Genomic DNA, 12,974 nt, shown 5'->3' on the forward strand with positions numbered 1-12,974 from the left:
AGCCGTCCGTCGCGCGTACGTCGGTCGGCTGGCCTAGGGTCGGCCCATGAGCGAGCACGACGGGGTGCGGGGATGACCGAGTTCGACGCGGCCGAGGTCGCCGTGCAGGCCGCGCTGGACGCCGGCGCCAGGTACGCGGACGTCCGCGTGATGCACCGGCGCTACGAGTCGATGACGGCCCGCAACGGCGAGGTGGAGGCACTGACCCAGGACGAGAGCATCGGGCTGGGCGTCCGCGCGCTGGTCGGGTCGAGCTGGGGCTTCCACGCCGTACCCGAGGTCTCCGACGCGACCGCCCGTGACGCCGGCCGGCGGGCGGCACGGATCGCCGCCGCGAGCGCGCGGGTGCCCGGCCCCCCGGTGGACCTGGTGCCGTCGACGCCGACCACGGCGACCTGGGCCTCGCCGTGCGAGGTGGATCCGCTCGGCGTCTCGCTGGCCGCCAAGGGTGACCTGCTGGTGGCGGCGACCCGCACGATGGCCGAGCACGGCGCCGACCTGACCGAGGGCCTCTACCAGGTCTGGGACACCTCGAAGTGGTTCGTCTCCAGCGAGGGCCACCGCATCGACCAGCACATCCGCGAGTGCGGTGCGGGCATCTCGGCCACCTCGGTCGGCGACGGCGAGACGCAGCGCCGGTCCTGGCCGAGCTATCGCGGGCAGTACGGCACCACCGGCTGGGAACTGGTCGACTCACTGGACCTGACCGCGCACGCGGCCCGCATCGCGGAGGAGTCCCGGGCGCTGCTGACCGCGCCGCTCTGCCCGGCCGGCGAGACCGACCTGATCCTCGGCGGCGAGCAGTTGGCGCTCCAGATCCACGAGTCGGTCGGGCACGCCATCGAACTCGACCGCATCCTCGGGTGGGAGGCGGCCTTCGCCGGCACGTCCTGGCTGGACCTCGACCGGCTCGGCTCGCTGCGCTATGGCTCCGACCTGATGAACATCACCATCGACCCGACCATCCCCGGCGCGCTGGGCAGCTTCGGCTACGACGACGAGGGCTCACCGGCGGTCCGGCGTGACGCGGTCCGGGACGGGCGGTGGGTGGGCGTGCTGGCCGGCCGGGACTCGGCCGCCGTCGCGGGCCTGGACTACGGCGGCAGCGTACGCGCCGACGGCTGGGCCCGGCTGCCGATGGTGCGGATGACCAACGTGGGCCTGGAACCCGGCCCGCACACCCTGGAGGAGATCGTCGCCGCCACCGACGAGGGGGTGCTGATGGACGTCAACCGGTCCTGGTCGATCGACGACAAGCGGCTCAACTTCCAGTTCGGCTGCGAGATCGGCTGGGAGATCCGCAACGGCCGGCGCGGGCGGATGGTCCGCAATCCCACGTACACCGGCATCGGGCCGCAGTTCTGGCGCTCGATGGACATGCTCTCCTCCGAGATCGTCCCCTGGGGCACCCCGAACTGCGGCAAGGGCCAGCCGGGCCAGACCGGCCACACCGGCCATCCGGCGGCACCGGCCCGCTTCCGCGGCGTCCGGGTAGGAGTGCGCGCATGAGCGAGCGAATCGTCAGACTCAGCCGACATGACGACACGCAGCGAAGCGGAGTGGCGTCATGAACGAGCTGGAGCTGGCCGGGCGGGTGGTGGAGTTGGTCGCCCGGCTGGGCGGGACGGACGCCCAGGCCGAGGTGACGGTGTCCCGGGGCGAGTTGGCGTTGACCCGGTTCGCGAACTCGGCGATCCACCAGAACGTCGCCGAGTCCGCCGTGGAGGTCCGGCTGCGGCTGCACCTGGCGGGGCGTACCGCCACCGGGGTGGGCAGCGCGGTCAGCACCGACGGGTTGCGCGCGCTGGTGGAGCGGGTGGTGGCGGCGACCCGCTTCACGCCGCCGGACCGGGGCTGGCCCGGCCTGACCCCGCCGACGACGATGCCGGCACCGGCGCTCTGGGACGTCGCCACCGCCGACGCCGGTCCGGACGAGCGGGCCGATCTGGTGCGGGCCTTCGTCGACGCGGCCGACGGGTTGGAGACGGCCGGCTACTGCCGCACCGCCCACCGGTCGGTGGCGTTCGCCAACTCGGCCGGACACTCGGCGCAGGGTCGCACGGCGGAGGCCGCGATGGACGGGATCGCCCGGGCCGGTGGCGCGGACGGGATGGCCCGGCACTGCGTCGACCGGCTGGCCGACCTCGACGGCGCCGCTCTCGGGCGACGGGCCGCCGCGAAGGCCCGGGCGGCCCTGGACCCGATCGAGTTGGCGCCGGGGCGGTACCCGGTGGTGCTGGAGCCGGCCGCGGTGGCGGACCTGTTGCAGAACCTCGCCTGGTACGGCTTCAACGGCAAGCGGTACGCCGAGCGGCAGTCGTTCGCCGAGCCCGGAACGGCGCAGCTCGACCCGGCGGTGACACTCGTCGACGATCCGCTCGGCGCCAGCGGGTTGCCGTTCGACCTGGAGGGCACGCCGACCGGCACGGTGACCCTGGTGGACGCGGGCACCACCACGGCGGTGGCACATGACCGGCGTAGCGCCGCCGAGTCGGGCACCACCTCGACCGGTCACGCCGCGCCCGGCAGCGCCACGTTCGGTCCGATGCCGCGCAACCTGCGGCTGGTCCCGTCCGGTCGGGCCGAGGCGGTGGAGACGGTCGGGGCGACGGTGCCGCCGACCGGGGCGGTGGCGGACGCCGACACCGCGGCCCTGGTCTCCCGGATGGGGCGTGGCCTGCTGGTCAGCGACCTCTGGTACACCCGGGTGCTCGATCCGAAGAGTCTCGTGGTGACCGGGCTGACCCGTAACGGGGTCTGGCTGGTCGAGGAGGGTCAGGTCACCCGCGCGGTCCGGGACCTGCGCTTCACCGAGTCGTACCCCCGGGCGCTGGCGCCGGGCGGGGTGCTGGAGGTGGGTCGCCGGGCGGTACGCCAGCCGGACCGCTTCGACGGTGTCTGGCGGGAGGCGCCGTCGCTGCGGTTGGCCGCGTGGAACTTCACCGGCGGGGCGTCCGGCTGACCAGCTCATCGGCCGTTTGTCGATCTTTTTCGGACGCTCACATATTGATCATGGCGAGAGACTTTCCAAAGTTCGGGACACACGGGACACTGCCTTGCGCGGACGGCCCGCCTAGATCGGCGTAACGTGTGTCACTTAGCTGCGCCGACAAACCCGGTGCGGTCGTTGGTGTGCGCATGACGTGGCACGTGGGCGCGGGATGACCGGTCCGCCTGCCGACCGGAAGTGTTCCGCCGCCCGTGACAGGGCCCCGTCAGGGAGACGACGCGAATGACATCATCGGCAACGAAACCGAAACCGCGGGGGGCGCGGGCACGTGCCGCCATCGCGGCGAAGACGTTGCGTACGGACCGTTGGTGGCTCGCGCCACTGATCACCGTCATCGGGCTCGGCGCATGGATCACGTACGCGACGGTCCGGGTCTTCATGCACCGGTGGTACTGGGTCGAGGAGTACCACTACCTGACCCCGTTCTACTCCCCCTGCGTGACCGACCGGTGCATTCCGGAGGCGTCGCACTTCGGGCAGTACCTGCCGGGCTGGTGGATCATCCCGGACGCCGCGTTCACCCTGCCGTTCCTGCTGCTGTTCCGGCTCACCTGCTACTACTACCGCAAGGCGTACTACCGGTCGTTCTGGCTCTCGCCGCCGGCCTGCGCGGTGCCCGACGGTCACGCCAGCTACGGCGGCGAGACCCGGTTCCCGCTGATCGTGCAGAACTCGCACCGGTACTTCTTCTACTTCGCCGCGATCATCTCGTTGATCAATACCTGGGACGCGATCGCCGCCTTCCGCAGTCCCGAGGGCTTCGGCTTCGGCCTGGGCAACCTGATCCTGGTCGGCAACGTGGTGATGCTCTGGGCGTACACCATCTCCTGCCACTCCTGCCGGCACATCATCGGCGGACGGCTCAAGAACTTCTCCAAGCATCCGGTCCGCTACCGGGCCTGGGGCTTCGTCTCCTGGCTGAACGTCCGGCACATGCAGCTCGCCTGGATCACCCTCGGCACGTTGGCGCTGACCGACTTCTACGTCATGTCGATCGCCGCCGGGTGGATCTCCGACCTGCGGTTCATCAACTAAGGGCCCCCGACATGACCAATCCTCAGCACGGACCGAGCACCACCACCCGCATCGAGCGACACCACTACGACGTCGTCGTGATCGGGGCCGGCGGCGCCGGCCTGCGCGCGGCGATCGAGGCGCGGCTGGCCGGCAAGAAGACCGCCATCATCTCCAAGTCGCTGTTCGGCAAGGCGCACACGGTGATGGCCGAGGGCGGCGCCGCGGCGGCCATGGGGAACGTGAACAGCCGGGACAACTGGCAGGTGCACTTCCGGGACACCATGCGCGGCGGCAAGTTCCTGAACAACTTCCGGATGGCGGAGCTGCACGCGAAGGAGTCGCCGCAGCGGATCTGGGAGCTGGAGACGTACGGGGCGTTGTTCGACCGTACGAAGGACGGCAAGATCTCGCAGCGCAACTTCGGCGGCCACGAGTACCCCCGGTTGGCGCACGTCGGCGACCGGACCGGCCTGGAGCTGATCCGCACCCTCCAGCAGAAGATCGTCTCCCTGCAGCAGGAGGACAAGCGCGACCACGGCTCGTACGACGCCCGGATCAAGGTCTTCGCCGAGACCACCATCACCGAACTGCTGCTCGACGGTGACCGGGTCGCCGGCGCGTTCGGCTACTACCGGGAGTCCGGGGAGTTCGTCCTCTTCGAGGCGCCCGCCGTGGTGCTCGCCACCGGCGGCGTCGGTCGCTCCTACAAGGTCACCTCGAACTCGTGGGAGTACACCGGGGACGGCCACGCGCTGGCGCTGCGTGCCGGGGCGACCCTGATCAACATGGAGTTCCTCCAGTTCCACCCCACCGGCATGGTCTGGCCGGTCTCGGTCAAGGGCATCCTGGTCACCGAGTCGGTACGCGGTGACGGCGGCGTGCTCAAGAACTCCGAGGGCAAGCGGTTCATGTTCGACTACGTCCCCGACGTCTTCCGCAAGCAGTACGCGGAGACCGAGGAGGAGGCGGACCGCTGGTACACCGACCCGGACAACAACCGGCGTCCGCCGGAGCTGCTGCCCCGCGACGAGGTGGCCCGGGCGATCAACACCGAGGTCAAGGAGGGGCGGGGCACCCCGGCCGGCGGCGTCTACCTGGACATCGCCTCCCGACTGCCGGCCGAGGAGATCCGTCGCCGCCTGCCGTCGATGCACCACCAGTTCAAGGGCCTGGCCGACGTCGACATCACCAAGGAACCGATGGAGGTCGGCCCGACCTGCCACTACGTGATGGGCGGCATCGAGGTCGACCCGGACAGCGGTGCCGCGCACGGATCGGTGCGGGGCCTGTTCGCCGCCGGTGAGGTCTCCGGCGGGATGCACGGCTCGAACCGGCTGGGCGGCAACTCCCTCTCCGACCTGCTGGTCTTCGGCAAGCGCGCGGGTGGCCACGCGGCCACCTACCTCGACCAGCTCGGCGGGCGCCCCCGGGTGGCCGTGGAGGCGGTGGAGCACGCGGTGGAGACCGCGCTGGCCCCGCTGCACCGGGACACCGGCGAGAACCCGTACACCCTCCAGCAGGACCTCCAGGCGGTGATGGGCGACCTGGTCGGCATCATCCGGCGGGAGGCCGAACTGGAGGACGCGCTGGTCCGGCTGGCCGAGCTGCGCGAGCGGGTGGCGAAGGTCAGCGCCTCCGGCGGCCGGCGTTACAACCCCGGCTGGCACCTCGCGCTGGACCTGCGCAACATGCTGGTCGTGTCGGAGTGCACCGCCAAGGCGGCGTTGGAACGCCGCGAGTCGCGCGGCGGCCACACCCGCGAGGACCACCCGACGATGGATCCGCAGTGGCGCCGGGTCAACCTGGTCTGCTCGCTGGAGGGCGACACCGTCCGGCTGGAGCGCAAGCCGCTGCCGAAGATGCGGACCGAACTGATCGGCCTCTTCGACCGCGCGGAGCTGGCCAAGTACCTGACCGACGAGGAACTGGCCGAGTTCGACGCCGTCGCCGCCGCTGACGCTGCCGGGAAGGAGAGCTGAGGAATGGGTACGAAGCGCAACTTCCGGATCTGGCGGGGTGACGCCGACGGGGGTGACCTGCAGGACTACGCCATCGAGGTGAACGAGGGCGAGGTGGTCCTCGACGTGCTCCACCGCCTGCAGGCGACCGACGCGCCCGACCTGGCGTGCCGGTGGAACTGCAAGGCGGGCAAGTGCGGCTCCTGTTCGATGGAGATCAACGGGATGCCGAAGCTCAGCTGCATGGCCCGGATGTCGACGTTCGAGGAGAACGAGACGGTCACGGTGACGCCGCTGCGCACCTTCCCGGTGATCCGGGACCTGGTCACCGACGTGTCGTTCAACTACGAGAAGGCGCGCGAGACCCCGGCCTTCGCACCCCCGGCCGACCTGGCCCCCGGCGACTACCGGATGCAGCAGGTCGACGTGGAGCGCTCGCAGGAGTTCCGCAAGTGCATCGAGTGCTTCCTGTGCCAGAACGTCTGCCACGTGATCCGTGACCACGACGAGAACAAGCCGGCGTTCTCCGGGCCGAGGTACTTCATCCGGGCCGCCGAGCTGGACATGCACCCGCTGGACACCAGGACCGACCGCAAGGAGTACGCGCAGACGGAACAGGGTCTCGGCTTCTGCAACATCACCAAGTGCTGCACCGAGGTCTGCCCCGAGCACATCAAGATCACCGACAACGGGATCATCCCCATGAAGGAACGGGTCGTCGATCGCAGGTATGATCCACTCGTATGGCTCGGTAGCAAGATCTTCCGGAGGGGTCAGGTGCCTCAGACCAGCGTGACCAGCGAACACACCCCGGGCGCCGTGCGCTCCAGCGCCAGCGGCCACGGCGTGCACTCGCACGCGGGCGGCTCCCACGACACCGACGCCGAGGTGCAGGCCCAGCAGGGCGTCAACTGGCACCGCGAGGTGCCCCGGCCGACCGCCCCGGCGGTCGACGCGAGCGGCAAGCTGCCGCTGACGGAGCTCACCTTCGACCGGGCGGCGGCCCCCTCGCCCTTCGGCGACGACGTGACCTTCCCGCTGCCCCCGGAGCACCTCAACTTCGCGCATCCGGAGCAGGACGACAAGAAGCACTGACACCCGTTTCGACCGGGGGGCCGTGGCATCCGCCACGGCCCCCCGCTTCGTTCCCGCGCCATGGCCATGCGATCTCCGCCTCGACGGCCGTGGTCGCCGTCGGCTCAGATCGCGTGTTCGGCACCGACCTCGGCCGGCACCCGCTTCGCTATCCGCAGGTTCAGCTTCCACGCGGCCCGCTGGGCAAGACCGACCGCCTCCTCGGCGCTGGCGGCGCTGGCCCGCACCTGCGCGACCCGGGAACCCGAGTCGGAGAGCAGCTCCACCGGGGCACCGACCTGGACCAGTGCGGTGACCTCGACCGACGGACCCAGGGCCTGGGCGTCCTCGACACCGTCCAACCCGGCAAAGATCCCCGCCTCCGGCGCGGTCACGAACCAGATCGCCTCGCTGGTGCCGCTCGGCTCGGCGTTGCGCAGCCGCTCCTGCACCGGCTCGCCGAGCACCAGGTCGATCGAGGCCGCCGACATGTCCACCCCGCTGACGATCGACGCCATCCGCCCGATGTCGTCACCACCGAGACGGGCGTTGACCTCCACGATCCGGGGTCCGTCCGAGGTCAGGACGACCTCGGTGTGGGCGGGACCGTCGGTGAACCCGAGGGCGTCGAGCATCCTGACGACGTACGCGCGCACCACCTCGGCCTCCGCGTCGGGGATCTGCGCCGGCACCACGTGCCCGAGTTCGACGAACGTCTCCGGGTGGGAGAACTTCTGGGTGATCGCGAGCACCGAGGTGACTCCGTGCTGACTGATCGACTCGACGCTGAACTGCGGCCCGGACAGGAAGGGCTCGACGATCACGCGGCGGTTGGCGCGGTCGGGATCGATCGGTGACTCCTGGTCGGACGCCCGTCGTAGCGCTGCGGCCAGGTCACTGCCCCGGGTCACCTTCGACACGCCCAGGCTTCCGCAACCGGCGGCCGGCTTCACGATCCAGGCGGCCTCCGGGTGCCCCGCGCCGACGATCGCGGTCAACTCGGCGAGGCTCTCGACGGTGCGGGCCCGGACGTTCTCGACGCCGGCCTCGGCCAGGTGGGTCCGCATCGACTCCTTGTCCACGATGCGCCGGACCACCGAGAGCGGCGGCACGCCGGGCAGGTCGAGTGCCGTGGCGATGCGCGCCGCCAGCACGGTGAGCGGCTCACCCAGGCAGGCGACGGCGTCGAACGGGTCGAACGCGTGGATGGACCGGACCATCTCGACGACCAGGTCGTCGGGCTCGTCACCCTGGATCGCGAGGACGCGCGCGTGGTGTCCGAGACTGCCGAACCAGGTCAGGAGTTCGCGGGAGGTGACGAAGGTGGTGCGGGTCTGCGGGCGGTGCGCCAGGAACGCGCCGTTGCCGCCACCCACCAGGAGGACATGAGAGGGCCGTCCGCTCATCAATGCTCCGCATGCTCTCGACTACCGGGAGTCACAGTCTCCGTACTGGCACCGTTCGGCACCATCGTCTGACCATCGGTAACACCTGACGCGTACGGCGGGTTACCTCTCGGATGCCGGCCCGTCGGGCGGGGCGTCGGCGGATCCGAGCAGCGGACGGAGGGCGGCGACGATGGGGGCGTCGGCGGGCAGCCAGGTGACGGTGTCCAGCTCGGCGGCGGAGAGCCAGCGCATCCCCGAGTGCTCCAACGCCTGCGGTCGGTCACCGTGCAGCAGGCGGGCCGCGTACACCTTGAGCACCGAGCGGCCGTGTGCCATCCGGACGCTGCGGCCGACCCGGTCGCCGACCTCGACGCGTACGCCGAGTTCCTCGGCGCACTCCCGGGCCAACGCCGCCGTCTCGCTCTCCCCCGGCTCCACCTTCCCGCCAGGGAATTCCCACATGCCGGCGACCTCGGGTGGGGCCGATCGGGCACAGGCCAGCACTCGCCCGTCCTCGATGATGGCCGCCCCGACGATCACCTTCGGGTCCCTGCGGGCAACCTGCCCGCCACCATTAGCCCGTTCGGTCCGCACGGGCGTCCAGCGTGCCAGATCAATCGGCGGTTTGGGTAGCCTGGTCGACCGTCAGGGCAGGAATCCCAAGAAGTGTGGGCGTGGACACACCATCCGAGTGACGTAAGACTAGAGGCACCGACAAGACACGGGGCGGCGACGATTTGGCCACAAGCCGGCAACGAAGCCTGGGAGGTGCGGTGATGCGTGCGCTGTTCGGCGGTCGAGCAAAGCACGACTACCTCAGCGACGCCCTCACCCTACTCAACGGGTGGACGCGCGAGGGCGACCAGATTCGGCGCACTCTGGTCATAGACGACACGCAGCACGCGGCCCTGACCGAACGGGTCAAGGTGGTCGCTGACGCGCTGCACCTACGTCCGGAGATAAGCCGGCGGGCCGACCACACCCAGATCCGGGTCGGGCACCACGACGAGCCCCTCACCGAGGGTGAGGTCCTGCTGGCCGCCCGGATCGAGGACGCCTACCGCGCGGTGGCGGAGCCGGGCGAGGACCGCCTGAGCTGACGCCGCGTCCGGGACGGTCCGACGGACTGACCTGCCGGATCTTGTGGTTGGCGTCGGCCACCTACCGTGGAGTACATGACGAACGCGACGTACGACCGCAAGGAGCAGTTCCAGCAGATCCAGAGTGGCCTGCTCGACGGGGAACAGATCATCGCCGTCTACGACGCCGTCGGCACCGGCACCGGGTTCATCGGGCTGACCGACCGGCGCGTGATCATCCAGGACCGTTCGTTCATCGGCAAGAAGTACGCGATCACCAGCATCCCGTACTCGAAGATCACCAGCGTGAGCGTGGTCAGCAACAAGTCCTGGGGCGGCTCGTTCTTCTCCACCGGCGCCATCGCCATCCACGTCGGCACGCACACCTACGAGGTGGAGTTCCGGGGCGACCAGAAGAGCCACCACGTGCACAACGTGATCCTGCACTACATCAGCTGACGACGGCCGACGCGGCACCCACGCGCCGGAAAACGGGTTGCCCGCCGCCATCGAGCCCGCTTGGCTGGTCCTCAGCCGATCGAAGGGAGCGACCGACATGAGGTACGCCACGACGCACGTCCAGCGACCCACAGTCACCGACTCCGTCGAAACGAGGCTTCGTGAGTACGTGGTTTCCCACGATCGAGGCGCCGCACGGCGCCGCTAGCAGCACCGGAGGCCGCTGATGTCGGTCTTCGACGACCCGGGGCACTTCGGCCGGTTCTGGGCCGACACCTACGACCTGCCCGGTGGACTGCCCGACCCGATGCCGGCTGCGGCGTTCCTCGCCGACCTGGCCGGTGACGGTCGGGCGCTGGAACTCGCCATCGGCACCGGCCGGGTGGCCCTCCCGCTCGCCGCGCACGGCTGCGCCGTCGAGGGGGTGGAGGGGTCACCCGAGATGGTCGCGAAACTGCGCGACAAGCCGGGCGGCGCCGACGTCCCGGTCGCCATCGGCGACATGGCGGACGTACCCGGAGTCACCGGGCCGTACCGACTGGTGTTCCTGGTCTTCAACACGCTGTTCAACCTGACCCGCGCGGAACGGCAGGCGGACTGCTTCCGCAACGTCGCGCGGGTGCTGGAACCGGGCGGGACGTTCGTCATCGAGACGTACGTGCCCGACCCGGCGGGCATCGACCGGGACGAGCAGGTCCAGCCCTGGGAGGTGACCGAGGACTCGGTCGCCATCCGGCTGCACCGGTACGACCGTGCGGCGCAGACGTTCCTGCGGCAGACCGTCACCTTCGACGGCACCGGAGTACACCTGCACCCGTTCGCCATGCGGTACATGTGGCCGGAGCAGATCGACGAGATGGCGGCCCAGGCCGGCTTCCACCTCGCCGAACGGTACGCCGACTGGGACCGCTCGGCGTTCGGGGCGGACAGCACCTCGCACATCTCCGTCTACCGGCTCGGCTGACGACCGGTGCGGGCACGGGACGGCCGTCGTGCCGCTTCGTGCCCGCACCACCCACCGGTCCGGACGGGTACGTCGGGCCCGGAAGCTCGCCCCCTGCGGCCCCTGTCGAGCTGAACCGTTCAGCGCATCACCCAGGCCGGCGGCTCGCACCGAGTGGGCCGATCGGTGATCCGTTCGCGCCATCAGCTCGACAGCGTCCATATCCCTATACCGACGCCACCCTCTGCACCAGCCATCCACATGCCGGCGCGGGGAGTGGCCTCGCCACGGGCTGGGATAATCGATCACATGCCGATCCGTACCGCCGTGTCAGCCGGACTGCGCCGGGTCAGGGAGAACGGCCGGGGCCGCTGGCTGCGCCGGGCGGTGCTAGCCGGCACGGCCGGCGTGGTGCTGGTCACGACCGGAGCCTGGGCCAGCATCGGTTGGATCCGTTCCGGCGCCGACGGGCACACGTACACCGCCGAGGCGGTGCCCGAGGCCCCCGTCGCCCTGGTGCTGGGCACCCGGGTCCAGCCGGACGGCACCCCGTCGCCGTTCCTCAGTGCCCGCCTGGAGATCGCCCGCGAGTTGTACGCCACCGGCAAGGTGCGGGCGATCCTCGTCTCCGGCGACAACATGCGCCACGACTACAACGAACCCGAGGCGATGCAACGTTGGCTGGTCGACCGGGGCGTACCCGCCGACAAGGTGGTGCTCGACTACGCCGGATTCGACACGTACGACTCCTGCGCCCGCGCCAAGCGGGTCTTCGGCGTGGAGCGCGCGACCGTGGTCACCCAGTCGTTCCACCTAGACCGGGCCGTCACGGTCTGCCGTCACCTCGGCGTCGACGCCAACGGTGTGGGCGACGAGACGATGCGGGAGCTGAACAACCGGACCTGGCGGATCAGCTCGACCCGCGAGTACGGCGCGGGTCTGAAGGCGGCGGTGGACGTCCTCTCCGGCCGTGACCCGGTGCACCTGGGCGAGCGCGAGACCGCCCTCGACGACGCGCTACGCGCCGGCTGACACGCCGCCGCACCGGCGCCTCAGGAGAAGTTCGTCGGATAGACGCGCCGCTTGGCACCGGTCTGCTGAGCGGCGGTCGCCTGCCGCTGCGCCACCGGGATCTGGGCGACCATCGGCGGCGGCGCGACCTTCGTCAACGGTCCGGGTACGGCCAGTTCCTCGACCACCTGGATCTGGCCCGGCGGGATCACCTCCAGGGTCTGAAAGTTGTTGCTGTCACCGCTCTTGTCCTGGCGCCACCGGTCGTTACCGGTGATGCTCGCCTCCGGCACGTCGAAGCTGAGGACGAGGCCGCCGCACTCCGCCACGTCCCGGAGGGCGGGCTCGTGTTCTTTCATTCCCATGGCCCACTCGGTGTGCTGCCGCGCGTAGGAGAGCGCCACCTCGAAGCTGAGCGTGACGGTGTGCCAGCCCTGGTCCTTGTACTCCGCAGCGACGATGTGTTTCTCCCATCGCTTGCAGCCGATACCGCCACCGGCCTTGCCCGGGTCGAGTCCCACAGCCGAGATGCTGCCGGGCCCGGAATAGAAGTTCTCCCGGTTGGTGCCCTGGTAGAAGCGGCAGATCCCCGGAGGTGCGGGAGCCGGTGCCGGATTCGCCAACCGCCACAGGTGCCCCTGTCGCGTGTTGAACGCCTGGAGCGCGACCGGGTCGCCCACATCCACGGGGAGCTCGTGCAGGCGGGCGGCCAGCCGGTAGAGGATCAGCTTGTCGGCGATGGCGCCGAGCGCCGGACCTGCGTACGTGACGGAGAGAACGATCATGTTGGCAACCGGGAGGTAGTCGCTGCCGACCGGGGTGTCGAGAAGCCCGACACTCAGCGGCGCGGGCTGACCGGCATCGAGTGACGCCACGGCGTCGGCGACCAGCTGGTCCGTCCCGGCCAACTGGTGGAGTCGCGCGGTCAGTCCCGGGTGCGCGGGTGGGGGTGCCGGAAGGGCGCCTGGGGTGGGTTGCATACTCGCGACCCTAGGCCGAACAATCACCCTCTGTCACAACTCGATCGCGAAGCAG

12 protein-coding genes are annotated in these 12,974 nt (G+C 70.4%); 9 read left to right on the plus strand and 3 right to left on the minus strand.

Annotated elements, in window-relative coordinates:
• Positions 1-72 precede the first annotated feature (72 nt).
• From HUT12_RS27600 to HUT12_RS27620, 5 genes are all read left to right on the plus strand, one after another.
• A complete protein-coding gene (locus tag HUT12_RS27600) occupies positions 73-1,509 on the plus strand; it encodes a TldD/PmbA family protein (RefSeq protein WP_176095178.1) in 1,437 nt (478 codons plus the stop codon).
• 58 nt (positions 1,510-1,567) lie between these two features.
• Positions 1,568-2,962: a TldD/PmbA family protein gene (locus tag HUT12_RS27605; RefSeq protein WP_176095179.1), complete on the plus strand. Its 1,395-nt coding sequence runs from the start codon at positions 1,568-1,570 to the stop codon at positions 2,960-2,962.
• 270 nt (positions 2,963-3,232) lie between these two features.
• Positions 3,233-4,045, plus strand: coding sequence for a hypothetical protein (locus HUT12_RS27610; RefSeq protein WP_131052709.1), 813 nt, complete (start codon positions 3,233-3,235; stop codon positions 4,043-4,045).
• An 11-nt stretch (positions 4,046-4,056) separates the two neighbouring features.
• Entirely contained in the window at positions 4,057-6,006 is a 1,950-nt protein-coding gene (locus HUT12_RS27615; protein ID WP_131052710.1) for a fumarate reductase/succinate dehydrogenase flavoprotein subunit, read from the plus strand.
• Between the two features lie 3 nt (positions 6,007-6,009).
• Positions 6,010-7,080, plus strand: coding sequence for a succinate dehydrogenase/fumarate reductase iron-sulfur subunit (locus tag HUT12_RS27620; RefSeq protein ID WP_131052711.1), 1,071 nt, complete (start codon positions 6,010-6,012; stop codon positions 7,078-7,080).
• 104 nt (positions 7,081-7,184) lie between these two features.
• Here the strand turns inward: HUT12_RS27620 and HUT12_RS27625 are convergent, their stop codons facing one another.
• Both HUT12_RS27625 and HUT12_RS27630 read right to left on the minus strand, forming a co-directional pair.
• Positions 7,185-8,465: an ATP-grasp domain-containing protein gene (locus tag HUT12_RS27625; RefSeq protein WP_176095180.1), complete on the minus strand. Its 1,281-nt coding sequence runs from the start codon at positions 8,463-8,465 to the stop codon at positions 7,185-7,187.
• Positions 8,466-8,567: 102 nt separating this feature from the next.
• Positions 8,568-9,041: a (deoxy)nucleoside triphosphate pyrophosphohydrolase gene (locus tag HUT12_RS27630; protein WP_131052713.1), complete on the minus strand. Its 474-nt coding sequence runs from the start codon at positions 9,039-9,041 to the stop codon at positions 8,568-8,570.
• A 182-nt stretch (positions 9,042-9,223) separates the two neighbouring features.
• Between HUT12_RS27630 and HUT12_RS27635 the strand changes: the two genes are divergently transcribed.
• The 4 genes from HUT12_RS27635 to HUT12_RS27650 all read left to right on the plus strand — a co-directional run bounded on the left by HUT12_RS27635 (position 9,224) and on the right by HUT12_RS27650 (position 11,960).
• Complete coding sequence (locus HUT12_RS27635) at positions 9,224-9,547, plus strand: 4a-hydroxytetrahydrobiopterin dehydratase (RefSeq protein WP_176095181.1); 324 nt, start codon at positions 9,224-9,226, stop codon at positions 9,545-9,547.
• Between the two features lie 75 nt (positions 9,548-9,622).
• A complete protein-coding gene (locus HUT12_RS27640; protein ID WP_117226445.1) occupies positions 9,623-9,985 on the plus strand; it encodes a PH domain-containing protein in 363 nt (120 codons plus the stop codon).
• Between the two features lie 226 nt (positions 9,986-10,211).
• Positions 10,212-10,949, plus strand: a complete 738-nt coding sequence (locus HUT12_RS27645) for a class I SAM-dependent methyltransferase (protein ID WP_131052716.1) — start codon at positions 10,212-10,214, stop codon at positions 10,947-10,949.
• 288 nt (positions 10,950-11,237) lie between these two features.
• Positions 11,238-11,960, plus strand: a complete 723-nt coding sequence (locus tag HUT12_RS27650) for a vancomycin high temperature exclusion protein (RefSeq protein WP_131052717.1) — start codon at positions 11,238-11,240, stop codon at positions 11,958-11,960.
• 20 nt (positions 11,961-11,980) lie between these two features.
• Here the strand turns inward: HUT12_RS27650 and HUT12_RS27655 are convergent, their stop codons facing one another.
• Positions 11,981-12,919 (minus strand): hypothetical protein, encoded by a 939-nt coding sequence (locus HUT12_RS27655; protein ID WP_176095182.1) that lies wholly within the window; start codon positions 12,917-12,919, stop codon positions 11,981-11,983.
• Positions 12,920-12,974 lie beyond the last annotated feature (55 nt).

The organism is Verrucosispora sp. NA02020 (assembly GCF_013364215.1).
GTDB lineage: Bacteria > Actinomycetota > Actinomycetes > Mycobacteriales > Micromonosporaceae > Micromonospora.

What these genes read in the sequence shown, in the direction of transcription:
- HUT12_RS27600 (WP_176095178.1), top strand. Translation starts at nt 73, where the DNA reads ATGACCGAGTTCGACGCGGCCGAGGTCGCCGTGCAGGCCGCGCTGGAC.
- HUT12_RS27605 (WP_176095179.1), top strand. Translation starts at nt 1,568, where the DNA reads ATGAACGAGCTGGAGCTGGCCGGGCGGGTGGTGGAGTTGGTCGCCCGG.
- HUT12_RS27610 (WP_131052709.1), top strand. Translation starts at nt 3,233, where the DNA reads ATGACATCATCGGCAACGAAACCGAAACCGCGGGGGGCGCGGGCACGT.
- HUT12_RS27615 (WP_131052710.1), top strand. Translation starts at nt 4,057, where the DNA reads ATGACCAATCCTCAGCACGGACCGAGCACCACCACCCGCATCGAGCGA.
- HUT12_RS27620 (WP_131052711.1), top strand. Translation starts at nt 6,010, where the DNA reads ATGGGTACGAAGCGCAACTTCCGGATCTGGCGGGGTGACGCCGACGGG.
- HUT12_RS27625 (WP_176095180.1), bottom strand. Translation starts at nt 8,465, where the DNA reads ATGAGCGGACGGCCCTCTCATGTCCTCCTGGTGGGTGGCGGCAACGGC.
- HUT12_RS27635 (WP_176095181.1), top strand. Translation starts at nt 9,224, where the DNA reads ATGCGTGCGCTGTTCGGCGGTCGAGCAAAGCACGACTACCTCAGCGAC.
- HUT12_RS27640 (WP_117226445.1), top strand. Translation starts at nt 9,623, where the DNA reads ATGACGAACGCGACGTACGACCGCAAGGAGCAGTTCCAGCAGATCCAG.
- HUT12_RS27645 (WP_131052716.1), top strand. Translation starts at nt 10,212, where the DNA reads ATGTCGGTCTTCGACGACCCGGGGCACTTCGGCCGGTTCTGGGCCGAC.
- HUT12_RS27650 (WP_131052717.1), top strand. Translation starts at nt 11,238, where the DNA reads ATGCCGATCCGTACCGCCGTGTCAGCCGGACTGCGCCGGGTCAGGGAG.
- HUT12_RS27655 (WP_176095182.1), bottom strand. Translation starts at nt 12,919, where the DNA reads ATGCAACCCACCCCAGGCGCCCTTCCGGCACCCCCACCCGCGCACCCG.